Source organism: Staphylococcus hominis subsp. hominis, from assembly GCF_002901845.1.
In the GTDB taxonomy this organism is placed as follows: domain Bacteria; phylum Bacillota; class Bacilli; order Staphylococcales; family Staphylococcaceae; genus Staphylococcus; species Staphylococcus hominis.
Genome location: NZ_PPQE01000025.1, coordinates 553803 through 580357, shown reverse-complemented (window position 1 = coordinate 580357; position 26555 = coordinate 553803). Strand labels below are relative to the sequence as shown.

Below are 26555 nucleotides of genomic sequence, written 5' to 3'. Positions count from 1 at the left end.
TGTTATCGTCCTACCCCCATTATATGTTACATCTAAATTTCTTTTTCTGAAGTTATTTGATTGAATGTCACTGATTAATAACAATGATAAAGTATTATTTATCTTGTTTGTGTAAATCTTGAATCATTTTTTCAATTTTATTACCGTATTCAATTGATTCATCATATTCAAAGAATAACTCTGGTACTATACGTAATCTCATTCTTGAACCTAGCTCAGATTTAATGAATCCTTTTGCTTTATCTAAAGCTTTAAACGTATCATTAACTTCCTTTTTATTGCCAAGCACTGTTAAAAAAACTTTGGCTTGTGATAAATCATTTGTTAATTCAACGTCAGTAATAGTAATAAATCCTACTCTTGGATCTTTAACTTTATTATTAATGATATCCATAACTTCTTTTTTCATTTGTTCGCCAACACGTTCAGCTCTCATATTACTCATGGATATGTCACCTCTTTATTATTTAACATATATTTAGAAAAGAAGGCTAAAGTGGCTACCTATATCATATACACTTCAGCTCTTTACAAATGAGTTATCTTTCAATTTCTACCATTTCGAATGCTTCAATAATGTCACCTTCTTTAATGTCATTAAAGTTTGCAATTGTAATACCACATTCGTAACCTTGTGATACTTCTTTAGCGTCATCTTTAAAACGTTTTAACGTATCAAGTTCACCTTCGAATTGAACGATACCATCACGAATGACACGTACGCCTGCGTTACGAGTGATTTTACCTTCAGTTACGTAACTACCGGCAATTGTTCCAACTTTTGAAACTTTGAATGTTTGACGTACTTCAGCTTGTCCGATAACTTGTTCTTCAAATTCAGGATCTAATAAACCTTTCATCGCTGATTCAATTTCTTCTATAACATTATAGATGACTCTATGAAGACGCATATCAACATTTTCAGCTTCTGCTGCACGTTTCGCACCTGCATCAGGACGTACGTTAAATCCAACAATAATACCATTTGAGGCATTAGCTAATGTAACATCTGATTCATTGATTGCCCCTACAGCTGTATGAATAATACGAACATTTACGCCTTCAACATCAATTTTCATAAGAGATGCAGCTAAAGCTTCTACAGAACCTTGTACATCGCCTTTAATAATGACATTAAGATCTTTCATTTCGCCTTGTTTCATTTGTTCGAATAAATTGTCTAATGAAACATTTTTGCTTTCTTGACGTTGTTGAATCACATTTGCTTCATGACGAGCTTCACCAATACGACGCGCTTGTTTTTCATCTTTGAAAATAACGAAGCGGTCACCTGCTTGAGGTACATCGTTAATACCAGTAATTTCAACCGGTGTAGAAGGCCCAGCTGTTTTGATTCTTTGACCCAAATCATTTACCATAGCTCTTACGCGACCATACGTATTACCAACTACAATTGAATCACCTACATGCAACGTACCATTTTGAACTAATAATGACGCAGCTGGTCCACGTGATTTATCTAATTCTGCTTCAATAACAGTACCTACTGCTTGCTTATCAGGATTAGCTTTTAATTCTTGTACTTCGGCAACTAAACCAATCATTTCTAATAAGTCATCAATACCATCACCATTTAATGCTGAAAGTGGTACAAAGATTGTGTCGCCACCCCAATCTTCTGGAATTAAACCATATTCAGTTAACTCTTGCATCACTCGGTCTGGATTTGCGGTTGGTTTATCAACTTTGTTGACCGCAACAATTGTTGGTACATCCGCTTCTTTAGCATGGTTAATTGCTTCAATTGTTTGAGGCATAACGCCATCATCTGCTGCTACTACTAAAATAGTGATATCTGTTACTTGAGCACCACGTGCACGCATTGTTGTGAAAGCTGCATGTCCAGGTGTATCTAAGAAAGTAATTTTTTTACCATTATTTTCAATTTGATATGCGCCAATGTGTTGTGTGATACCGCCTGCTTCTCCTGCTGTTACTTTAGTATTTCTAATTGAGTCTAGTAATGTTGTTTTACCATGGTCAACGTGTCCCATAATTGTTACAACTGCTGGTCGTTCAATTGCATCTGGGTCGTCTTCTTCATCATCAAAATAAGTTGTTAGGTCTTCTTCATTAACAACAACTTCTTTTTCAATTTCAACACCATAATCATCTGCGATAAGTTCTAATGTTTCTTCATCTAATGATTGGTTAATGTTAGCAACAATACCTAATAAAAATAATTTTTTAATAATGTCAGATGATTCGATATTTAATTTATCAGCAAGTTCTCCTACTGTAATACCTTCCTCGTACGTGATTTTTGAAGGCATTTCTTTGGGTTCAGCAGCAGGTTTGTTATTCTTACCTTTTTTATTATTTTTGTTGTTTTTATTGTTTTTGCTATTTTTATTGTTTTTTTTCTTTGAATTAGATTTGTTTTGATTATTATCTTTTTTATTTTGCTGTTTTTGGTGATTATTTTGAGTGTTTTGTTTTTTATTTTCTTCATTTTTTGATGATTTGAACTTTTTATTAAGCATCTTAATTTGGTCATCTTCTAATGCTTGCATGTGATTGGATACTTCAACGTCCATTTTCTTTAACTCATCTATAATCTCTTTACTTTTAACATTTACTTCTTTCGCATATTCGTAAATTCTCTTTTTACTCATATAATCACTCCTTACAATATTCATCAATCATCGACATAAGTTTTTTGGCAAAACCTGAATCTGTTACGCCAACATTTACACGTTCTTCTTTGCCTAATGATTGTCCTAATTCTACTCTCGTACCGAAAACTCTAAATGGAACATGATATGTGTCACATTTATTCTTTATATTCTTTTTAGCGTTATCTGAAGCATCAGTAGATAAAATCACAAGCTTAATATTACGTTTTTTTATTTCTGATATGAGTACTGATTCTCCAACTTTAACTTTTCTAGCTCTCATCGCTAAGCCTAAAAAATTAAATATCTGTTCTTTTGTCATTTAGGAATCTCTTCTCTATAAATTAATCGAATTACTTCTTTATATACAGGATCTAATTTTTCAGGACTTTCATTAAAATATTTCTCGAGTACACCATTTTTTTGAGCATCTTCTACGCTTTTAACATCTTTTGAAACATATGCACCTCTACCTTGTTGTTTTCCAGTACCATCAGCGAAAATTTCGCCTTCTTTATTAATTACTACTCGAATCATGTCTTTTTTAGGACGCATTTCATTCGTGATGATGCATTTGCGCATTGGAATTTTCTTCTTCTTCATTTACTACTCACCCCACATGCTTAAACGTATTAATGTTCTTCTTTATTATCTGAAGCGTCTTGTGCTTCATTTGAAGTTTCATCAACTTCCGCTGATAATTCAGTTGTTGTTAAGTTTGTTTCTTCTAAATTGATGTCATCAATTTCAATATCTTTATCTTCAGAAAATACTATTTCATCAGCTTTTTCTTCAGATTCAATTATAGGATAAATTCCTGCTTCGCGAGCATCTGTTTCAGATTTAATATCAATTTTCCATCCTGTCAGTTTGGCAGCTAAGCGCGCATTTTGTCCTCGTTTACCAATAGCTAATGATAATTGATAATCAGGTACTACCACTACAGTAGATTGGTAATCTTCATCAACAATAACTTCTAAAACTTGTGATGGGCTTAAAGCATTACGTACAAAAACATTTGGATCTTCATCCCATTGAACAATATCGATTTTTTCCCCACCTAATTCTTCAACAACCGCTTCAACACGTGAACCTTTTGCACCTACACAAGCTCCCACTGCATCTATATCTGGATTTTCAGAGTATACACTAATTTTAGAACGATCTCCTGCTTCACGTGCAACTGATTTCACAATAACAGTTCCATCATAAATTTCTGGGACTTCTTGTTCAAATAAACGTTTTAATAAACCCGGATGACTTCTTGACACATAAATTTGTGGACCTTTTGTTGTTTGCTCTACTTTATTAACATAGACTTTAATTCTTTCATTTGGAACGTATGTCTCATTAGGACTTCTTTCAGCTTCAGATAAAACCGCTTCGATTCTACCTAAATTAACATACACATATCGATGATCAACACGATCAATCACACCTGTTAAAATATCTTCTTCTTTATCAATAAACTCAGAGTATAAAATTTCTCTTTCAGCATCTCTTAGACGTTGCATTACTGCTTGTTTAGCAGCCTGTGCACCAACACGACCAAAGTCTTTAGGTGTGACATCTTCTTCGTAAATATCACCTATTTCATAAGCAGGATTTTTAACTAAAGCAGTGCTTAAATCAACTTCTTCACGATCATCAAATACTTCTTCTACAACTTCTTTACGTGCGATGACTTTAAATGTGCCTTCATCCATATTTAATTCTACACGAACGTTTCTAGCACTATCATAATTTTTCTTATATGCAGTAATTAAAGCTGCTTCAATTGCATCAATCAAAACTTCTCTTGGAATTTTCTTTTCCTTTTCTAAGTATTCAGTTGCTAATAATAATTCATTACTTGCCACAATTATTCCTCCTCATCACGTTAAATCATTACAGCGTGACGTGCTTTTGCAATTTTATTTCTTGGTATCTCAATTGTTTTTTTCTTTGATTTTTCTTTAACTTCCATAGTTATTGTGTCATCATCGACAGACTTCAGAATACCTAACCATTCTTTATCACCTTCAATTGGCGCATAAAGAGATACAAATACAGGTTGCTCTATCGCATTTTGATAATCTTTTTCTTTTTTTAGTGGACGTTCAGCTCCAGGTGAAGCTACATCAAGATAATACATTTCAGGAATAGGATCATTTTGATCCATTGCTTCACTTATTTTTTCAGAAGCAAGCGTACAATCATTTAAATCTACGCCACCTTCTTTATCAATAGAGATTCTCAAAAAACGATCTTTGCCTTCTTTTGCATATTCAACATCAACTAATTCAAAGTTTAAATCATCTAAAATGGGAGTAATGATAGTTTCTACTTCTTCAGTAATTTTACTCATACAGGCCTCCTTTTTTGGCAAATAGAAAAGAGCGGGTATATGCCCACTCTTTCTGCCTGAGTCTAAATTTTTACACAAATTAATTATAACATACTTTATATGCTTAAACAAATGAAGCTACTATTAATACATCTAAGTTCTCCATTTACATATCAAAAATGGACAACTGTGCTTTATCTGGTAAATCTGGTAATGAACCTAAATCATCAAGGTATTCAATAATTTTTTGAGATAAACCTGCTTTTTTATTAAGGTCTTCTTTGGATAAAAACGGCCCGTCTTCACGTGCCTCAACAATACGTTTAGCTACATTTTCCCCTAATCCTGGCACAGCAATAAATGGTGGGATCAATGTATCATCTTCAATAATAAAATCAAAAGCTTGACTTTTTTCTAAGCTAATCGGCTGCATTTTAAACCCACGATGTGCCATTTCATTCATTATTTCTAATACTGTTAATACATCTTTTTCTTTTTTTCCTAAATCCATATAACGAGAATACATATCTTTAACTGTGTTCTTAATACTTTCTTTATCTTTAATCATTGTAATTAAATCAAAGTCTGATGCACGAATTGTAAAATATGCTGCATAATAGTATAACGGATGATGCACTTTAAAGTATGCAATACGTACAGCCATAAGTACGTAAGCAGCTGCGTGAGCTTTAGGGAACATGTATTTAATTTTTAAGCATGAATCTAAATACCAATCAGGTACATCATTCGCTTTCATCGCATTTATCATTTCATCCGTAAGTCCTTTACCTTTACGCACAGACTCCATTGTTTTGAAAGCCATTGAAGGTTCAAGTCCAGCATACATAAGATATACCATAATATCGTCACGACAACCAATTACACTGGATAAATCGCAGATGCCTGAGCGAATTAACTCTTGCGCATTACCAAGCCACACATCGGTACCATGTGATAATCCTGAAATTTGTACAAGTTCAGAAAATGTTGTTGGCTTAGTATCTTCTAACATTTGACGAACAAAACCTGTACCAAATTCAGGTACACCAAATGTGCCTGTCTTACATAAAATATCCTCTTCTGTTACACCTAAAGAGGCCGGACTACTAAATATTTGCATTGTCTCCTTATCATCAACAGGAATCGTTTTAGGATCGATACCCGATAAATCTTGTAACATACGTATCATTGTAGGATCATCGTGTCCAAGTATATCAAGTTTTAACACATTATCATGAATCGAGTGGAAATCAAAGTGTGTTGTCATCCAAGGTGCACTTTGATCATCTGCTGGATATTGTATCGGTGTAAAATCGTAAATATCCATATAATCAGGAACTACAATAATTCCTCCTGGATGCTGTCCAGTTGTACGTTTAACACCTGTACATCCTTTGACAAGTCTATCGATTTCCGCACCACGTTTATGAATACCTTGGTCATTTAGATATCCTTTAACGAAACCAAATGCCGTTTTTTCAGCCACTGTACCAATTGTACCTGCTCGGAATACTTTATCTTCTCCAAAAAGTACTTTCGTATAGTTATGGGCATGCGGTTGATATTCACCACTAAAGTTCAAGTCAATATCTGGCACTTTATCTCCTTTAAATCCTAAGAAAGTCTCAAATGGAATATCTTGACCTTCTTTAATTAATTCGCCACCACATGTTTCACACGTTTTATCAGGTAAGTCGAAGCCAGAACCTACCGATCCATCATCAAAAAATTCACTCGTCTTACAATGTGGACATATATAGTGTGGAGGGAGCGGATTTACTTCTGTAATCTCTGTCATTGTTGCAACAAAGCTCGAACCTACAGAACCACGTGACCCTACCAAATATCCATCATCTAATGATTTTTTAACTAACCGTTGTGATATGAGATAGATAACTGAAAAGCCATTGCCAATAATACTATCTAATTCTTTTTCGAGACGATCAATTACAATTTGCGGTAAGTCATCACCATACAATTTTTTTGCATTTGTATAGCTTAATTCACGTATTTCTTCATTAGCGCCCTCCATACGTGGTGTAAATAATTGATCTTTAATTGGAATTACTTTCTCAATTCGGTCTGCTAATTCATTCGTATTTTTAACAACAATATCATAGGCTTTATCTTCTCCTAAGAAATGAAATTCATCTAACATTTCATCTGTTGTTCTAAAATGTGCCTCTGGAAGTGTGGAACGATTTAATGGATTACCTGGTTGTGATGCAATTAAAATTTTACGAGCAATAGCATCATGCTCAAATAGGTAATGAGCATTACCAGTAGCTATCACAGGTATTCCTGTACTTTCTCCCGCTTTTAAAATACGATCATATATTTCATACAATGTTTCAGTATCACGAATTAATTCACGATCGATTAAATCTTGATAAAGTTTAGGTGGTTGTACTTCTATAAAATCATAATACTTTGCTATTTTTTCAACTTCAGATTGATCACGTTGCATCACAGCTGTAAATAATTCCCCTTCATCACAAGCTGTACCAACTAAAATGCCTTCTCGATATTCATTTAATAATGATCGTGGAATTCTAGGTGTTCTATAATAATATTTTACTAAAGAAGCACTTACGATTTTAAATAAATTCTTAAGTCCATCTTGATTTTGAACTATGAGTGTGACATGGGTTGGTCGTGCACGTTTATAGGCATCTTCATTTGATAATTTTTTATTAATATCTTTATGATTAGCCACACCTAATTCTTTCATTTGTTGAACCATTTTAATGAAAATATAAGCTGTTGCTTCAGTATCATAAATCGCTCTATGGTGTTGAGTGAGTTCAACGCCATATTTTTTAGCTAAGAAATTTAACCCATGTTTACCATATTCAGTGTTAATAGTACGTGATAATTCAAGGGTATCAATCACTCCATTAGTTGATGGACCAAAACCTAATCGTTCGTACCCTGTATCAATAAAGCCCATATCGAATGAAGCATTATGCGCTACAAAAATCGCATCTCCTACCCATTCCTTAAATTCTGTTAGTACTTCTTCAATTTCTGGTGCATCCACTAGCATGTCATCTGTAATGTGTGTCAGATTAATTATTGTTTCTGATAATTTTTCATGTGGATTACTAAATCTTTCAAATTTATCTATAATTTCGCCATCTTTAACTTTGACAGCAGCAAGTTCAATAATTTGATCATATTGATTAGATAAACCTGTTGTTTCGACGTCAAACACTACATATGTCGCATCTTTTAAATTTCTATCGGTAGGTTTATAGGCAATAGGCACGCCATCGTCGACTAACATGCCTTCCATCCCGTAAATCATTTTAATTCCATTTTTTTCCGCTGCACTATGAGCATCAGGAAAAGCTTGAACCACATTATGATCAGTAACAGCTATTGCTTTATGTCCCCATGCTGCAGCCTGATTAACATATGCGCTGATGTTTGGAATACCATCCATTTGACTCATTGATGAATGTAAATGAAATTCGACACGTTTCTCTTCTGCTTTATCTTGTTTAGGTGTCTTTTTGATTTCTTCAATATCTGACATCATCATGACTAAATCACGGACAAATGTATCTTCTTCTATACGACCTTGTGCACGCACCCATTTACCTACACTTAAGGCTTTAAAGTGATTTAAATCATCCTTATTTTTTCTAGTAAACATTTTTAATACTAAAGAATCTGTATAGTCTGTCACTTTAAGTTCAACGATGTGACGTCCACTTTTTAGTTCTTTAATATTAATATCAAAGATAACTCCTTCAATGGCTACTTTAAATTCTTCTTCAATAATTGTTTCAATAGGTTTAATATTTTCAACGTGAATTGGCTTTCCTATTTGACATTTTTCAACACTACTACCGTTATTATCTTGTTGTTTTGCTTTTTCAGCTTTTATTTTTTCAATTTTTTCTGTAGCTTCTTTAGCACTTTGTTGATCTTCTTCTTGAATATGTGCCTCTAATGAAGCAAGATCTTCATCTCTATTCGAATCGTCAGTTTCAAATATTACTTTATCTATATCAAAGCCACACTTTTGAAATGCTTTTACTAAACTACCATTACATACTTTATCAAAATGATTTCTTTCAATATCATTTGAAGTCATTATTTTTAAAACATTGCCTGACATAATTAAACGTTTTTGTTTAAGTTGACCCTTCACTTTTGGTGATAAAGCTGTGTGTTCAATACAATGTCCAAAATATTTAATCACATGTTCATCTTGATTCGATGTATTTTGAATTGTAAAATGCCAGTCCACATGTGCAATATCTTTAAACTCTTCTTTAATTGCATGAGTAAAGATTAAATAATCTTCATTTGAAAGAAAATAAGGTAACGTAATCTGAAATTCCCAACTTCTATTTTTATTTGATACATCTATTCGTGTGAGTTCACCTTTTTCAAGTATTTCTTTATCCAATTGATTTGAAATCTTAATTTGATCGGCAAGTACTCTAAATTTTTCCTGACTTGTCATTGCCACAAAGAATAACCACCTTATTTCGAACTTATCATTTACTTTAAAAAACTTGATTTATATTATACTACTTTCACATTTATTTTTCATGATTACAGTTTAACTAATAAAAACAATAAAAGAGGTTGGAAACAACAAAATGTTCCAACCATTTTTATTCATGTGTACCTATAGTTTTTCATAGAGTGAAGCAATGTGATTGTCTAATTCATTAATATGAACTTCTTCACTTTCACCCGTTTGACGCACTTTAACTTCAACAATGCCTTCACTTGCATTTTTACCTACAACAATTCTTATCGGTAAACCAATTAAATCAGCATCATTAAATTTAACGCCTGCACGTTCTTTACGATCATCATAAAGTACATCATATTTAGATTGCAATTCTGAGTATAATTTATCTCCTAATTCAAGTTGTTCTTCTTTTTTAGGATTGATTGTAATTAAATGTAAATCAAATGGAGTGACTGACTTTGGCCAAATAATACCATTTTCATCATTATTTTGCTCAACAATCGCACTTAATGTTCTAGACACTCCGATACCATAGCAACCCATAATTAAAGGTTGAGCTTTACCTTGATTGTCTAAAAATTTAGCATTCATTGCTTCAGAATATTTCGTTCCAAGTTTAAATACTTGTCCAACTTCAATACCTTCTGCAAATTTTGCATTTCCAGAACCATCACTTAATGGTTCACCTTCTAAAATAAATCTAAAATCTCCGTATTCATCGATATTAAAATCACGCTCAACATTTGCATTAATATAGTGATAGCCATCTTCATTAGCACCTATTACTATGTTATTTAAATCTTTAACAAAATTATCAGCGATAATTTTAATGTCTTTATTATGAATAGGTCCTAATGAACCAGGATTTGCTCCAAGTAAATTTACAATTTCATCTTGAGTCGCCATTTCCACACTATCAGTTTCAAAGTATGCTTTCACCTTCACATCATTGAGCTCATGATGACCTCTTACTAAGAACATCATGAATTCACCATCCACTTTGAAAATCATTGTTTTTACAATTTCATCAATTGGACGATTTAAAAAGTCAGCTAATTCTTGAGCTGTTTTAATATTTGGTGTTTCTATTTTCTCTAGTGATTTAATGTCTGTATGTTTCTCATTGGGATAATACTTAACTTCAGCTTTTTCAATGTTTGCTGCATAATCACTATTTTCACTATACACAATCGTATCTTCACCAATTTCACTTAAAGCCATAAATTCATGTGTATGATGACCACCAATAGCACCAGAATCAGCTACTACTGGACGCGCGTTAATTCCAACACGTTTGAAAATACGACTATAAGCATTATACATCTCTTGATACGTTTGATCTAATGATGCTTCATCAGCATGGAAAGAATAAGCATCTTTCATGATGAATTCTCTTCCACGTAATAAACCAAAACGTGGACGTTTTTCATCACGGAACTTAGATTGAATTTGGAATAATGTTAATGGTAATTGTTTATAAGACTTTAATTCGTCTCTAACGATAGAAGTCACTACTTCTTCGTGAGTAGGTCCTAAAGCAAATTCTCTTCCATTACGGTCTTTTAATCGCATTAATTCAGGACCATAAGCCCCCCAACGTCCGGACTCTTCCCAAAGTTCTGCTTGCTGCAATGCTGGCATTAAAATCTCAACTGCATCAATATTTTCCATTTCTTCACGAATGATTCTAGAAATATGATTTAGTACACGTGTTGCTAATGGTAAATAACTATAAATACCACTTGTGCTTTGTTTAATTAAACCTGCTTTTAATAACAACTGATGACTTAAAGCCTCAGCTTCAGAAGGGACTTCTCTCATTGTTGGTATAAAGACTTTCGATTGTTTCATTTTTTATCCTCCTAAATTATAAGAAATAACGTTGTATATCATTCCAAGTGACTAAGACCATAATAATCACTACAAATATAGCTCCAACAGCAATAATTGCAGTTTCAGCTCTTTTATTTACTGGTCTTCTAAATATCGCTTCATAAATAACAAATAAAATTCTACCACCATCTAAAGCTGGAATAGGTAATAAGTTCATAATCCCTAAGTTAACACTCAACAATGCCGTATAGTATGTTAATGCAATAATACCTTGTTTTACTACAGAATCTACATTGTGATAAATACCAACTGGACCATTTAACATGTCAAAAGTAAAGCCACCTGTAAAAATACTTCCAATCATTGTTCCAACTGCTTTAAAAATAAGTACACTTGCATCAAAAAATTGTTGTACGCCTAATGCTAATGGCTTAAATAGTGAATGTTCATTCGCAGGTTGAAAACCTAATACATAAGAAGTTTTAGAATTTAATTTTGTTTGTTTAATCACTTGTTTTTTAGGTGTAACATCTAGTGATTTGGTGTGACCATCTCGTACAATTTTAATTGTTGTTTGATGGTCTTTCGTTTTATTAAGTGCATTTTGAATATCGCTAAAATCGTTAATTTTATAGTGTCCAACTTGAACAATTTTATCTCCAGGTTTTAATCCAGCTTCTTGTGCTGGATAATGGTCTGCTAATTGTTTTACCGTAGGGGTAGGCGTACCTTGATAATAAGCTAAGCCAATAAACAGTACGAGAGCTAAAATAAAGTTAAATAATGGGCCCGCAAATAAAGTTAAAAACTTAGGTAATGGTTTTTTATGTGTAAATTGACGATGCCTTGGTGCAATTTGAATTAAACTACCATTTTCAACAAAATAAGCTTTTTTAGCAATATTAAAATGATGTCTTTCATTATCATATGCTGTAATACCTTCAATATATAAATCATCTTTAAAATCACATCGTTTAACTTCAATCGCTTCAATTTTTTGGAATTTATGTTGATCATCTAAAATAATATGTGTAATTTCATCTTGTTCATTTAGTTTTATTTTAACATTCATTCCTGGCTGAATTGGTGGTTCTTCTAACCCATCTCCTGCCATTCTTACATATCCACCAACTGGAAGTAAACGTATTGTATATAACGTTTCATCTTTACGAAAACTGAAAATTTTGGGTCCCATTCCAATCGCAAATTCTGGACACATAATACCTGCACGTTTTGCAAAAAACATATGTCCATATTCATGTACTGTAACGAGTACACCAAATACGATAATAAATGAGACGATTGTGATTAAGTAACTCACTTACAACACCTCAATTAATTTTAATATTTAAATTATCTAGATTATAAGATTTTAAATTTTATAATAATTCTTAGTATAAAAAAACAGTTTTAAAAAAAGAGCTATAAAGTACACGATTGTATAATATTAATCAAATGTGAACTCAATAACTCCTCAATTATATCATTATATGCTTTTCATAAATAAATAAAACATTAATTTTTTATTACATTTGTAGTAATAGAATGTTTAACAGTGGTAAAACAAACATAAAGCTGTCAAATCTATCTAAAATACCACCATGTCCTGGCAAGATTCTGCCTGAATCTTTAACACCAAAATGACGTTTAAAACCAGATTCTACTAAGTCACCTAATTGACCAAATACACTTAAAATAATTGTAATTAATAATAACAGCCAAATATTCAGATGAAAATCTACAAAAAACATCATTACAAGTGGAACAATTAAACTACAAATGAGTCCTCCAATAAAACCTTCAATCGTTTTATTTGGACTAATCACTGGCCATAATTTGTGTTTTCCCATTAATCGTCCAAATATATATGCGCCAGTATCTGTTAACCATACGATCAAGAATGCAAAAAGTATATAATGTAAACCATAAGAACGTGTAGCGTAAAAATACATAAATCCTATTCCAACGTATGCTACAGACATTAAACAAAATGCAGCGTCCATAAAGCTAAATCTGTTTTTCGAAAGTACAGTATAACTTAATAGTATGAAGCTCATTGCAATTAAACTTTTTAATTGAACATCACTCACCCAATCTCCGGCAGACTGAGGAAGCATAATAATGATAAGCGCTAAAGCACTAAAACTACCTGGAATTGATAAAAATGTAATCATATTCATATTTAACAATTCTTTTAAAGCAATTAGCGCCAGCAAATAAGCAAAAAGCATTAAAACAGTTCCACCTTTTAATAATATAGGTAGAAAAATAAGCAATGCTATAATCGCGGTCAATGTTCTTACTTTCATAATTTACTCCTCACTTAATCCTCCAAAACGTCTTTGGCGAGATTGATATATTTTTATACATTGTTTTAATTCTTCACCATCAAAGTCTGGCCATAACTTCTCATTAAAAATAAATTCACTATACGAAGCTTGCCAAATTAAGAAGTTACTAAGGCGTTGTTCTCCAGATGTACGTATTAATAAATCTGGATCTGGATATGGATGGGTCATTAAATGTTTGGAAATCATCAATTCATCAATATCATCACTGTTTTGACCATTACGTTGAAGTTCATCATAAATTGATTTCATACTTTGAACAAGTTCAGCTCGTCCACCATAATTAATGGCAAATACTAATTTCAATCCTGTATTATTTTTGGTTTTTTCTTTAGCATAATTAATTGCCTCAATTGTTGATTGAGGTACTGCATCTAAAAAACCAATAGTTTCTATCTTAACATTTTTCTCTATAAGTTCTGGTAGAAATGTTTTTAAAAAATTCACAGGTAAATTCATGATATAATTAACTTCACTTTCAGGTCTTGACCAATTTTCCGTTGAAAAAGCGTATAAAGTTAAATATTTAATACCTAAATGACTTGCTTGACGTGTCACTTTTTTTATGGTTTGCATACCTTCATAGTGACCTTTAATTCTAGGCATTTTACGCTTTTTTGCCCAACGACCATTTCCGTCCATGATAATTGCTATATGTTCAGGTAAATTATGTATATCTAAATCATCATTTTGATTGATTTTAGTCTTATTTCTTTTTATTAGCTTTCTAAACATGGTCTTTCCTCCGAGCCTGATCATTTCTGTTATATTATATAGGTTATTTAAGAAATCATCTATCATTTTATCATACTAAATAATGGCATTGAATAAGCAAATTAAAAAACTGTACCAAAGTCTGACTTGGCACAGTTTAGACTAAAACAATTTATAATCTTGTCATAGAAGAGTATGATGAAATATTAAACAGACATAATATCTTTTTCTTTTTCATCAACTAAATTATCAATTTCTTTAATTGAATTATCTGTTACTTTTTGAACATCTTCTGTTTGGCTTCTTAAATCATCTTCAGTAATGTCTCCATTTTTTTCGTCTTTTTTCAATTGATCATTGATATCACGACGAATATTACGGATTGAAACTTTTGAATCTTCACCGATTTTTTTAACATTTTTAACTAATTCTTTACGGCGTTCTTCAGTTAAAGCAGGAACAGTGATACGAATAACTTCACCGTCACTAGTAGGGTTCACACCTAGATTAGCAGCAATAATCGCTTTTTCAATATCAGCTACAGATGTTTTATCATATGGAGAAATGACAAGTAAGCGTGCTTCAGGCACGTTTATACTCGCTAACTGTTGAACTGGTGTTGGCGCACCATAATAATCAACATTTACTCCATTTAATAAATTAGAATTCGCTCTACCCGCACTAATATTAGCTAATTCACGTGATAAATTTTCAATTGATTTTTTCATTCTAGATTTTGTATCTTGAATTATCTCACTCATACATTTACACCTCTAATTATTTAGTAATTAATGTACCAATTTTTTCGCCCATAACGGCACGTTTAATATTGCCTTCTTCCATAATAGAGAATACATTTAATGGAATGTTATTATCCATACAGAATGAAGAAGCAGTTGAATCCATAACTTGCAGACCTTCTTGTAACATTTGAATATGTGTTAGATGATCATATTTCACAGCATTTTTATCAATTTTTGGATCGGCAGAATACACACCATCAACATTATTTTTACCCATTAAAATGACATCGGCCTCTACTTCAGCTGCACGTAGTGCTGCAGTTGTGTCAGTAGAGAAGTATGGATTACCAATACCAGCTGCAAAAATAACTACGCGTTTTTTCTCTAAATGTCTAATTGCACGACGACGAATATAAGGCTCAGCAACCTGTTTCATTTCAATTGAAGTTAATACTCGTGTATCACAATCTAATTGCTCTAAACTATCTTGTAATGCCAATGCATTCATTACAGTAGCAAGCATGCCCATATAATCAGCTGTACCACGGTCCATGCCTAAATCGCTACCTGTTTTACCTCTCCAAATATTACCGCCACCAACGATAACCGCTATTTCACAATTCATTTTAGCTACTTCAGCGACTTGTTTTGCTACACTTTTAATGATGATAGGATTGATACCAAAACCTTTTTCACCTGCAAGTGCTTCACCACTAAGTTTCAGTACTACACGTTTATATTTAGAAGTATGCGCCATTATTTTTTCCTCTCTATGATTAATGATATGTAATATATACAAGTAAAGAAGACACTAATGGTCTTCTATAATAAAAGAATTTTATTATATAGAATCCTTAAAGGTGTCTTCTTTCTTGTTAGAATAATGTGAACAAATTATTTCATTTGACCTTTAACTTCATCAGCAAAGTTTTCTTCGCGTTTTTCCATACCTTCGCCTACTTCATAACGTACGAAGTCAGCTAATTTACCGCCTTTAGATTTTAAGAAAGCTTCAACTGTTTGATCTGGATCTTTAACAAAGTTTTGATCAACTGCACAAATTTCTTGAAGATATTTACGTAAACGACCTTCAACCATTTTTTCAACGATTTTTTCAGGTTTACCTTCATTTAACGCTTGTTGTTTTAATACTTCTCTTTCGTGATTAATTTCTTCATCACTTACTTGATCTGAAGAAACATATTTAGGGTTAATTGCAGCGATATGCATTGCTACATCTTTAGCAGCTTCTTCATCAGTAGATCCTTCAACTACAGTTAATACACCGATACGTCCACCCATGTGTAAGTATGCACCAAAAGCATCGTTATCAGTTTTAGTTCTAATTGCAAAACGACGAATGCTTAATTTTTCACCGATAGTTGAGATAGCTTCTTTCATTCTTTCATCAACTGTTTGACCACTTGATAATTTAGTTTCTAATAAAGCTTCTACTGTTTCAGCTTTACTTTCAAGGATTTGATTAGCAATTTCTTTAACTAATTCTTGGAATCCTTCGTTTCGAGCAACGAAATCAGTTTCAGAGTTAATTTCAACGATTGCTGCTTCATTACCTTTTACTTCTACATGTACTAAACCTTCAGCAGCGATTCGATCAGCTTTTTTAGCTGCTTTAGCGATACCTTTTTCACGTAAGTAGTCGATTGCTTTGTCGATATCTCCATCAGTTTCAGTTAGCGCTTTTTTACAATCCATCATACCTGCGCCAGTTCTTTCACGTAATTCTTTAACAAGTTTTGCTGAAATTGCCATTAATTATTCCTCCAATATGTCTAATTGTAATAATAGATGATATTTAAATATTACCATTAAAGGTACTATTATTTCCAATACTCTATTACAATTTATTAATAATTTTTTTAATTAAGGTTATTTTAAAAATAAAATACGATTTAAAAGCATAATTGAATATTTATCCTTTATATTTATACCCAATTTACTATCCGTTTTAAATAAATATTTTAAAAAAAGGGCGATAAGCATTACATCTTATCACCCATTTAAACTATATCTTAGTTTGATTCAACAGTAGTATTTTCTTCAGTTGATTCTGCTTTTTGAGTTTCTTCACTTTCATCTAAATCGATGTTTTGTTCTGCAGCTACTTCATCGTTTGAAATACCTTGTTGACCTTCTAAGACAGCGTCAGCCATTTTACCAGTTAATAATTTAACGGCACGAATAGCATCATCATTCGCTGGGATAACATAGTCGATTTCATCAGGATCACAGTTAGTGTCAACGATACCAACGATAGGGATATTTAATTTACGTGCTTCAGCAATCGCATTGCGCTCTTTACGAGGGTCAACTACGAATAATGCTTGAGGCATAGATTTCATATCACGAATACCGCCTAAGAATTTGATTAAACGGTCATATTCTTTTTTAAGTTCAACAACTTCTTTTTTAGGTAAAACGTCAAATAAACCGTCTTCTTCCATTTTTTCAATTTCAGAAATACGTTTAATACGTTTTGAGATTGTTTTATAATTAGTTAAGATTCCACCTAACCATCTTTGGTTAACGTAGAATTGACCAGCACGTTCTGCTTCAGCTTTAACTGATTCTTGTGCTTGTTTTTTAGTACCTACGAATAAGACTTTACCGCCATCTTCAGATACTTGTTTTAAGAAGTTATAAGCTTCTTCAACTTTTTTTACTGTTTTTTGTAAGTCAATGATATAAATACCATTTCTTTCAGTAAAGATATATTTTTTCATTTTTGGGTTCCAACGGCGTGTTTGGTGACCGAAGTGAACACCGGCTTCTAGTAATTGTTTCATTGAAATTACTGCCATGTTAAATTCCTCCTATTGGTTAATTACCTCCATAGTAAACTAATATAAAGACAATACTTAAGACTGCACCCTTTATATTTACATTCACTACGTGTGTATTGGCTTTATAGCCGTCAATAATAATATCATATATAGAATCATTACGCAACATTTTTTGACTGCGTAAAATAAAAAAACTACTATCTTAATTTTAATAGATAGTAGTTTTAAAAATAATTTATTCACTTCGATTAAGTTCATCTAAGAATTTTTCTTTTTTAACTTTGATAAATGTACCTTTCATGCCAAGCGATCGTGATTCTATTACACCAGCACTTTCTAATTTACGTAACGCATTTACAATTACAGAACGTGTAATACCTACTCTATCTGCTACTTTAGATGCAATTAATAGACCTTCATTGCCACCAAGTTCCTCAAAAATATGTTCAATCGCTTCTTTTTCAGAATAAGATAATGAATTGATTGCCATTGTAATAGCAGCTTTATCACGGGCTTCTTTCTCAACTTCATTATGTTTCTCACGTAATATTTCCATACCAATAACAGTTGCAGCGTATTCGCCAAGCACTAAATCATTTTCATTAAAGTCATCTTTAACTCGTCCTAGAATCAGTGTACCTAAGCGTTCGCCTCCCCCTAAAATCGGGAAGATAGTTGTTCTACTATTAATAAATACTTCTCTGTGTTCTGGAGGGAATACTGTCAAGTCTGAATCAATATCAATATTCGCTTTAGTTTGTTGAACTTGCATAAGTAGTTCAGTGTATTCACTTGGAATATGTTTACTTTCAGTCAACATATTACTAATTCGTTCACTCTTTAAAAGTTCATTTAAACTTGACCCTAAAATTTTACCTCTACGAGAAACGATGAAGACATTTGTAACAGTTACATTACTAATAGTCTGAGCAACATCTTTAAAGTCTACCGCAATGCCTTTATGTTTTTGTAATAATGTATTTAATTCTCTAGTTTTAGATAATAAGCTCATAAAATTTCTCCTTTATTTATATTATAAAATAAATGCACTTAAATCTTTGTTTGTTGAAATAGATTTCAACTTATCATCAACATACTGTGGTGTTATATCTACTACTGCATTTGGCATATTTGGTGCTTCAAAAGATAAATCTTCTAACATTTTTTCTAAAATAGTGTGTAATCGACGTGCACCAATATTGTCTGTATCTTGATTCACTTGATATGCCATTTCAGCTAATCGTGTTATCGCTTCGTCAGAGAAGTTGACAGTAACTTCTTCAGTTTTTAACAGTGCTTCATACTGCTTTATAAGAGATAACTTAGGTTCAGTCAATATTCTATAGAAATCATTAACTGTTAAGCTTTCAAGTTCAACTCGAATTGGAAAACGCCCTTGTAACTCAGGAATCAAGTCACTTGGTTTAGAAACATGGAAAGCGCCAGCACCAATAAATAGCATGTGCTCAGTATTTACAGTACCATACTTAGTTTGAATCATGCTACCTTCAAGGATTGGTAATATATCTCTTTGAACACCTTGTCTTGATACATCTTGACCACTATTAGAATTGTTTGTAGCGACTTTATCAATCTCATCGATAAAGATAATTCCCATTTGTTCTGCTATTTCTAAAGCTTCTTGATTAGCAGTTTCTTGATCAATTAATTCATCTGCAAAATCATCAGTAAGAATTTTACGTGCTATTTTTACTGGCACTTCTCTTTCTACTTTTCGTTTAGGCATCAATTGATTCATCATATCTTGCATTTGTTGATTTTGACTCGTGCCTAACATTCCTAATGCACCAGGGTCTTGTTCAACTTTGATTCTAACTTTTTCTTCTTCTAGCTTGCCTGCTAAAAGTTGTTGTCTTATTTCTGAACGTTTTGTTTTGATTTCTTCTGTAGGTGCTTCTTCTTCCTCGTCATTCTGATTAAAATTAGGAATAGCACCACCTAAAAGAGATTCAAGTGGATTATTATTTTGAGCTGCTTTTTTCTTCATACTAGGAACAAGTAATTTTACTAATTTTTCATTAGCTTTTTGTGTTGCTTCATCTTTAACTAATGATTTCTTTTGCTCTTTTACGAGTCTTACAGACACGTCCACCAAGTCTCTAACCATACTTTCTACATCACGTCCAACATATCCAACTTCAGTGAATTTTGTAGCTTCCACTTTAATGAATGGTGCACCTACGATTTTTGCCATACGACGTGCAATTTCTGTTTTACCTACACCAGTTGGGCCAATCATTAAAATATTTTTGGGCGCAATTTCTTGCTTAGTTTCTTCGCCAAGAAGACTTCTTCTGTATCTATTTCTTAACGCGATTGCTACTTTACGTTTTGCATCTTCTTGACCTACAATATATTCGTCCAATTTAGATACGATATCTTTAGGTGTTAATTTTATACCGTTTGTATCCATTTACTATTACCTCCACCTTAATGTATGTCCATATCAATTCATTTCCGTTTTGTTTATATATGTTATTTATAAAGTCTCAACAATAATATTATCATTTGTAAATACACAAATATCTGAAGCGACTTTTAAGCTTTCATATGCCATTTCTTTCGCAGTCATATGTGAAGCATGACGTTTAAGCGCTCTTCCTGCACTTAATGCGTAGTTTCCTCCTGAACCAATAGCGATTAAATCATCGTCAGGCGCAATGACTTCACCTGTACCACTTACCACTAAAATACCATCTTTATCCATTACGATAAGCATGGCTTCCAGTTGACGTAATTGCTTATCTCCACGCCATTCTTGAGCAAGTTCTACAGCAGCGCGTTCTAAATTACCGCTAAATTGTTGTAATTTAGTTTCAAATTTTTCAAATAATGTAAATGCATCGGCTACGCTTCCTGCAAATCCTGCTAACACTTTACCTTCGTATAAGCGTCTTACTTTTCTAGCTGTTTGCTTCATAATTACTTGTTCACCAAGTGTAACTTGGCCGTCTCCAGCCATTGCCGCTTCTCCATTGTGTCTTACAGCATATATCGTTGTAGCATGTAATGATGTCTTACTCATTTATTTACTCTCCTTTTTTGCTCGAGGGTGTGCACTTAAATACACTTTGCGCAATTGTTGATTTGATACATGTGTATACTTACCAGTTGTAGAAAGGTTAACGTGTCCTAATAAAGATTGAACTGTTCTTAGGTCTGCACCTTGATTCAATAAATGTGTAGCAAATGTATGTCTTAATTTATGAGGATGAATTTCTGTTACCCCCGCTGTACGTTCAACTACATCATTGAGAAGATATCTAACACCTCTCTCAGTAATAGGATCACCTTTCATATTAACAATTAAATAAGGATGACTTTTACTTTTAAGTGGTTTGAATTTTTCTAAATATTGTTCAATACTTTGTCTACAAAACTCTCCAAAAGGCACAAATCGTTCTTTATTTCCTTTACCCAATACCTTTACCCCTGGAAGATTCATATCTAAATCCATAACCTTTATATTCACAAGTTCTGAAACACGAATGCCTGTTGCATATAATAATTCAATTACTACTCTATCTCTTAATCCTTTTTTTGCATCGTTTGAAACAGTATTAAATAATGCTTCCATCTCTTCTTCATAAAAAAATTGAGGAAGATATTGCTCTTTCTTAGGATGTACAAGTTGTATAAAAGGATTATTTACTGATGTATCTTGAGTCATCCAAAACTCATAAAATGTTCTTAATGTTGATATTTTTCTTGATACAGTAGTACGTTTCAAATTATTGGAATATAAATAACTTAGATAATTTCTTGCATCTTTATATTCAAACGTTCTTAAATTTAACAGTTCTTGTTCTAAAAACTGATTAAATTGAGCTAAATCGTCATGATACGCTTTTAATGTATGGTCGGAGAAATTTCTTTCAACTTTAAGCATATTCAAAAATTTCTTTTGGATTTCTTCCACTAAAAATCCCCTCCATCATATGCATTGTAGCATATAAACTGAGGGGGACTAAAATAATTAGCTATAGAATTCAAAATCTTTTGAGAATTTATGAATAATTTAAATCTATAACGTTTTTTTGAAATTTTCTAGATAGTCTAGAGCACGATATGCTTGTGCTTCATAACGTTCTTTTTTATCTTTAATGCGGCGATCAAGTGATGGCAATAAACCAAAGTTAGCATTCATCGGTTGGAAGTTTTTTTCATTTTTAGCATGAGAAATATAATAAGCCATACTCCCTATCATTGTTTCTCTTGGGAAAATCACTTCTCCTTTCCCAAGTAACTTATGCGCTAAATTGATACCTGCTACAAGGCCACTTGCTGCACTTTCAACATATCCTTCCACACCTGTCATTTGTCCTGCAAATTGAATTCTATCATTATTAATTAATTCATATTTTTCATTTAAAACATCAGGTGAATTGATGAAGGTATTTCTATGCATCACACCATATCTCACAATATCAACATTTTCTAAACCTGGAATTAATTGAATGACTTCTTTTTGAGCGCCCCATTTTAAATGTGTTTGGAATCCAACAATATTATAAAGCGTACCAGCCGCGTCATCTTGACGTAATTGCACTACTGCATATGGACGTTTACCAGTTTTAGGGTCTTCTAATCCTACAGGTTTCATTGGACCAAATAGTAATGTTTTACGACCTCTACCAGCCATCACTTCAAATGGCATACATCCTTCAAAATATTTTTCTTTTTCAAATTCATTTACCGGTGCAACTTCAGCTTCTAATACCGCATCATAAAAACGATTGAATTCTTCTTCAGTCATAGGGCAGTTTAAATATGCTGCTTCACCTTTATCATAGCGTGATTTCAAATAGACTTTATCCATATCAATTGAATCTTTTTCAATGATTGGAGCTGCTGCATCGTAAAAATATAGTTGATCTTTACCTGTAATTTCTACAATTTCTTTAGCTAAATTTTCAGTTGTTAACGGTCCTGTTGCAATGATTGTATGTCCTTCTGGAATACTGTGAATTTCTTTATTCAAAACAGTTACATTAGGATGATTTTTCAATGTATCTGTAATATAACCAGCAAAGTCATGTCTATCTACTGCTAATGCACCACCAGCTGGAACTCTGGCTTTATCAGCTGCTGCGATGATTAATGAATCTAAACGTCGCATTTCTTCTTTAAGCACACCTACACCATTTGTTAATGCGTTACCACGTAGTGAATTAGAACATACTAACTCAGCAAATTTATCTGTATGATGGGCAGGCGTTTGTTTAACAGGACGCATTTCGATTAAATTCACTTTAATACCACGTTCTGCTAATTGATAAGCTGCTTCTGAACCAGCTAATCCTGCGCCTATAACATTAACAGTTTGACTCATATACATTCTCCTTTAATAAAAATTCTATTTTTGTACTTCTTCTTTATAATCACAATTAGAACAAATCACTTGAGAACTACGTCCTTTTTTATGTTCCATCAAGTAATGATTACATTTTGGACAATCTCTTCCTATTGGTTTATCCCAAGAAATAAAGTCACACTCTGGATAATTCGAACAACCATAAAATAGTCTATTTTTCTTGGATTTTCTCTCAACTACATCGCCATCTTTGCATTTTGGACAAGTGACACCAATAGTTTTAACAATAGCTTTTGTATTTCGACAATCTGGGAAATTCGAGCACGCCATAAATTTACCATAACGTCCCATTTTTATTACCATAGGGGCTCCACATACTTCGCAATCTTCGCCGGCTGGTTCATCTTTAATTTCAACTTTTTCCATTTCTTCCTCTGCGCGCGCAACATCTAATTTAAAACTACCATAGAAATTATCGATAACTTTTCTCCAACCGATATCACCTTCTGCAATTTTATCGAGCAAGGTTTCCATATTAACTGTAAATTCAACATCAATAATTTCTGGGAAGTAATCCTTCACTTGCTCATACACGATTTCTCCTAGTTCAGTTGGTACAAAACGTTTACTTTCAAGTTTAACATAATTACGTTTTTGAATTGTGTCAATCGTTGGAGCATATGTTGAAGGTCTACCAATTTTTAATTCTTCTAATGTCTTAACTAATCGTGCCTCTGTGTATCTTGGAGGTGGTTGAGTGAAATGTTGTGCCGGTTCAATTTGTGTTGCAGTTACTTTATCACCTTGATTTAATTTTGGCAATTTATTTTCTTTATCATTATCTTTGTCATCTTTTGCTTCAACATATAATGTCATAAAGCCTTTAAATTTGATTGTTTGTCCATTTGCTCTAAATTTAATGTCATTTTGTGTTACATCTAAAGCCACAGTATCTAAAATTGCAGGAGCCATTTGACTTGCTACAAAACGTTCCCAAATTAATTTATACAAGCGATGTTGATCACGTGTTAAATAAGCTTTCATTTCATCTGGTGTACGTAATGTACTTGTTGGACGAATAGCTTCATGGGCATCTTGATCCCCTTGTTTACCTTTTGTTTTACGGTTTGAAGTATACTCAGTACCATACTTCTCTTCAATATATGATTTTGCTTCATCTTTAGCAGTTTGTGAGATTCGTGTTGAATCCGTTCTCATATATGTGATTAATCCAACTGTGCCTTGTCGTTTCAAATCGATACCTTCATATAATTGCTGTGCTAACATCATAGTCTTACGTGCTTTAAAATTAAGTTTACGTGCTGCTTCTTGTTGTAACGTAGACGTTGTAAATGGATTTGCCGGGTATCTTGTTTTTTCTTTTTTATTTACATTAGTGATTTCAAATGCATCACCATTTAATTCGGATGTAATTTTTTCAACATCTTTTTTTGTTTTTAATTTATATGGTTTGTTTTTATAATGTAAGAATTTAGCAGTGAACTTCGATTTTTTATATCTAAATTCTCCTTCAATTGACCAATATTCTTCTGGTTTAAAATTACGGATTTCATTTTCACGGTCAATGACTAATCTTAAAGCAACTGATTGTACTCGACCAGCTGACAATCCTTTTTTTACTTTCTTCCATAGTACTGGAGAAATATTATAACCTACAAGTCTATCTAAAATACGACGCGCTTGTTGTGCATCAACTAAATTCATTTCAATACCACGAGGATGTTTAAAACTTTCTTTTACTGCATCCTTAGTGATTTCATTAAATACTACTCTGTTTTCTTTTGATTCTTCAAGTTCTAAAATTTTTGATAAATGCCAAGCAATCGCTTCACCTTCGCGGTCAGGGTCACTAGCTAAGAAAACTTTTTTAGCTTTTTTCGCATATTTTTTTAAATCTTTAACAACAGGACCTTTCCCTCGAATAGTTATATATTTTGGTTCATAGTTATCTTCTACGTCTACACCCATTTGACTTCTTGGTAAATCACGTACGTGTCCCATAGAAGCAATAACTTTATATCGTTTACCTAAATATTTTTCAATGGTTTTCGCTTTTGCAGGCGACTCAACGATGACTAAATTATCTGCCAAAGTGAATTCCCCCTTGCTTTTTCAATTACTAAAGATAAATGATAAACGGTTAATTTTGTTTTTGTCAATATTTTAATCCAATATAGATATTTTTTTATGAACTATCCTTTGAATTTTCATAATTAATTATATATATATTTAATTGTTTAAAAAACGATAATCATATAATATATCTTCTGCTTCTGAAACAATCATTGCACCTTCTTGAGCACGTAATAAATTTCCTTTTGTCAAAGGGTTAAACATTGATCCAGGTAATACATAAACATTTCTATTTTGATCTAAAGCACAATCTATTGTAATTTGACTACCACTTTTAATTTTAGCTTCAGTAATTAATACACCACGAGACAACCCGCTTATCAGACGATTTCTTTCAGGGAATTGATATTTGTTTATTTTTGTTAAAGGAGGATATTCACTTATGACTAAACCAGTTTCTTCAATTATATTACGTAACTTTCGGGTTTCCTTTGGATAGTGATTTAAATGACCAAAACCTAGAACTGCAATAGTTGGGAGATGATGTTTTAATGCGAATTGATGAGCTATGCTATCAGCACCTTTCGCTAAACCGGATACAATCGTTAGTGGAATATTTATAAAGTGAGGAAATAGATAATCTAGTGCACACTTAGAATAATGTGTGGCCTCACGTGAACCTACAACACCTAAAGTATATGTAGATGATAATAAATGTATATTTCCACGATAAAATAATATAAAAGGATAGTCGTAAATAGTTTTAAGCAATGGAGGATATTGAGAAGAAAATGAAGTAACATAGTTAACCTGAGATCTAGAAAGTTGAGTTTGAATGTAATCGTAAGAAATCTCTTCTAATTGAGTAAAACGCTTCTTTTTTAAATATAGAGATTCCCATTCATTAATCATTTCAAATTGAACATGTTCATTAACATTGAAAAATTTTGGAAATACATTGAGTAAATGATGAATATGTTGGGTCGTATACCCTATCCATCTCATTTTTAATAAAATAAAATCATTCATGAAATAAATGTCTCCTTTTAATTTATTATACCGTGAATAATTAATAGTAAAATTTCATTTATAAGACAAATTTGAAATATAAATGTAAGGAGTAATAATATTAAAAGATTATGTATACTTTTTGATTTCATAACATAAAAAAATAGAGCGTTCAGTCATTTATAATATATTGGTAGTCTACGATATATATAAGAAAAA

22 protein-coding genes are annotated in these 26555 nt (G+C 32.4%); all 22 read right to left on the bottom strand.

Annotated features, from left to right (window positions below):
- Nucleotides 1-94: 94 nt before the first annotated feature.
- Nucleotides 95-445, bottom strand: a complete 351-nt coding sequence (gene rbfA, locus CD034_RS04435; protein WP_002448740.1) for a 30S ribosome-binding factor RbfA — start codon at nt 443-445, stop codon at nt 95-97.
- Nucleotides 446-539: 94 nt separating this feature from the next.
- Nucleotides 540-2636: a translation initiation factor IF-2 gene (gene infB / locus CD034_RS04430; protein WP_002488708.1), complete on the bottom strand. Its 2097-nt coding sequence runs from the start codon at nt 2634-2636 to the stop codon at nt 540-542.
- Between the two features lie 4 nt (nt 2637-2640).
- Nucleotides 2641-2958, bottom strand: a complete 318-nt coding sequence (locus CD034_RS04425; RefSeq protein WP_002448860.1) for a YlxQ family RNA-binding protein — start codon at nt 2956-2958, stop codon at nt 2641-2643.
- Nucleotides 2955-3239 (bottom strand): RNase P modulator RnpM, encoded by a 285-nt coding sequence (rnpM, locus tag CD034_RS04420; protein ID WP_002448835.1) that lies wholly within the window; start codon nt 3237-3239, stop codon nt 2955-2957. Before rnpM ends, CD034_RS04425 begins: the two co-directional genes overlap by 4 nt.
- A gap of 29 nt (nt 3240-3268) precedes the next feature.
- Nucleotides 3269-4495 carry a transcription termination factor NusA gene (gene nusA, locus CD034_RS04415; protein ID WP_103288163.1) on the bottom strand — a complete coding sequence of 409 codons (1227 nt, stop codon included), beginning with the start codon at nt 4493-4495 and terminating at the stop codon, nt 3269-3271.
- Between the two features lie 20 nt (nt 4496-4515).
- Nucleotides 4516-4983 carry a ribosome maturation factor RimP gene (rimP, locus tag CD034_RS04410; protein WP_002448726.1) on the bottom strand — a complete coding sequence of 156 codons (468 nt, stop codon included), beginning with the start codon at nt 4981-4983 and terminating at the stop codon, nt 4516-4518.
- Nucleotides 4984-5128: 145 nt separating this feature from the next.
- Nucleotides 5129-9439: a PolC-type DNA polymerase III gene (locus CD034_RS04405; RefSeq protein WP_103288229.1), complete on the bottom strand. Its 4311-nt coding sequence runs from the start codon at nt 9437-9439 to the stop codon at nt 5129-5131.
- A gap of 168 nt (nt 9440-9607) precedes the next feature.
- Nucleotides 9608-11308, bottom strand: coding sequence for a proline--tRNA ligase (locus CD034_RS04400; protein WP_002455414.1), 1701 nt, complete (start codon nt 11306-11308; stop codon nt 9608-9610).
- 16 nt (nt 11309-11324) lie between these two features.
- On the bottom strand, nt 11325-12611 hold the full coding sequence (rseP, locus tag CD034_RS04395) for an RIP metalloprotease RseP (protein ID WP_002488698.1): 1287 nt from the start codon (nt 12609-12611) through the stop codon (nt 11325-11327).
- A gap of 205 nt (nt 12612-12816) precedes the next feature.
- On the bottom strand, nt 12817-13599 hold the full coding sequence (locus tag CD034_RS04390) for a phosphatidate cytidylyltransferase (RefSeq protein WP_002448762.1): 783 nt from the start codon (nt 13597-13599) through the stop codon (nt 12817-12819).
- Nucleotides 13600-13602: 3 nt separating this feature from the next.
- Entirely contained in the window at nt 13603-14373 is a 771-nt protein-coding gene (gene uppS / locus CD034_RS04385; RefSeq protein WP_002448749.1) for an undecaprenyl pyrophosphate synthase, read from the bottom strand.
- 185 nt (nt 14374-14558) lie between these two features.
- A complete protein-coding gene (gene frr / locus CD034_RS04380; protein ID WP_002448791.1) occupies nt 14559-15113 on the bottom strand; it encodes a ribosome recycling factor in 555 nt (184 codons plus the stop codon).
- Nucleotides 15114-15129: 16 nt separating this feature from the next.
- Entirely contained in the window at nt 15130-15852 is a 723-nt protein-coding gene (pyrH, locus tag CD034_RS04375) for a UMP kinase (protein WP_002448742.1), read from the bottom strand.
- Nucleotides 15853-15989: 137 nt separating this feature from the next.
- Entirely contained in the window at nt 15990-16868 is an 879-nt protein-coding gene (gene tsf / locus CD034_RS04370; RefSeq protein WP_002448836.1) for a translation elongation factor Ts, read from the bottom strand.
- Nucleotides 16869-17128: 260 nt separating this feature from the next.
- Nucleotides 17129-17917 carry a 30S ribosomal protein S2 gene (rpsB, locus tag CD034_RS04365; protein ID WP_002448842.1) on the bottom strand — a complete coding sequence of 263 codons (789 nt, stop codon included), beginning with the start codon at nt 17915-17917 and terminating at the stop codon, nt 17129-17131.
- Between the two features lie 217 nt (nt 17918-18134).
- Nucleotides 18135-18911, bottom strand: coding sequence for a GTP-sensing pleiotropic transcriptional regulator CodY (gene codY, locus CD034_RS04360; protein ID WP_002448767.1), 777 nt, complete (start codon nt 18909-18911; stop codon nt 18135-18137).
- A gap of 21 nt (nt 18912-18932) precedes the next feature.
- Nucleotides 18933-20333, bottom strand: a complete 1401-nt coding sequence (gene hslU, locus CD034_RS04355; RefSeq protein WP_002455418.1) for an ATP-dependent protease ATPase subunit HslU — start codon at nt 20331-20333, stop codon at nt 18933-18935.
- A 66-nt stretch (nt 20334-20399) separates the two neighbouring features.
- Nucleotides 20400-20945 (bottom strand): ATP-dependent protease subunit HslV, encoded by a 546-nt coding sequence (hslV, locus tag CD034_RS04350; RefSeq protein WP_002448739.1) that lies wholly within the window; start codon nt 20943-20945, stop codon nt 20400-20402.
- On the bottom strand, nt 20946-21839 hold the full coding sequence (gene xerC / locus CD034_RS04345) for a tyrosine recombinase XerC (RefSeq protein ID WP_002448815.1): 894 nt from the start codon (nt 21837-21839) through the stop codon (nt 20946-20948).
- Nucleotides 21840-21944: 105 nt separating this feature from the next.
- On the bottom strand, nt 21945-23252 hold the full coding sequence (gene trmFO, locus CD034_RS04340) for an FADH(2)-oxidizing methylenetetrahydrofolate--tRNA-(uracil(54)-C(5))-methyltransferase TrmFO (protein WP_002448834.1): 1308 nt from the start codon (nt 23250-23252) through the stop codon (nt 21945-21947).
- Nucleotides 23253-23276: 24 nt separating this feature from the next.
- A complete protein-coding gene (topA, locus tag CD034_RS04335; RefSeq protein ID WP_049418187.1) occupies nt 23277-25346 on the bottom strand; it encodes a type I DNA topoisomerase in 2070 nt (689 codons plus the stop codon).
- 138 nt (nt 25347-25484) lie between these two features.
- On the bottom strand, nt 25485-26357 hold the full coding sequence (gene dprA, locus CD034_RS04330; RefSeq protein ID WP_002455422.1) for a DNA-processing protein DprA: 873 nt from the start codon (nt 26355-26357) through the stop codon (nt 25485-25487).
- Nucleotides 26358-26555: the final 198 nt, after the last annotated feature.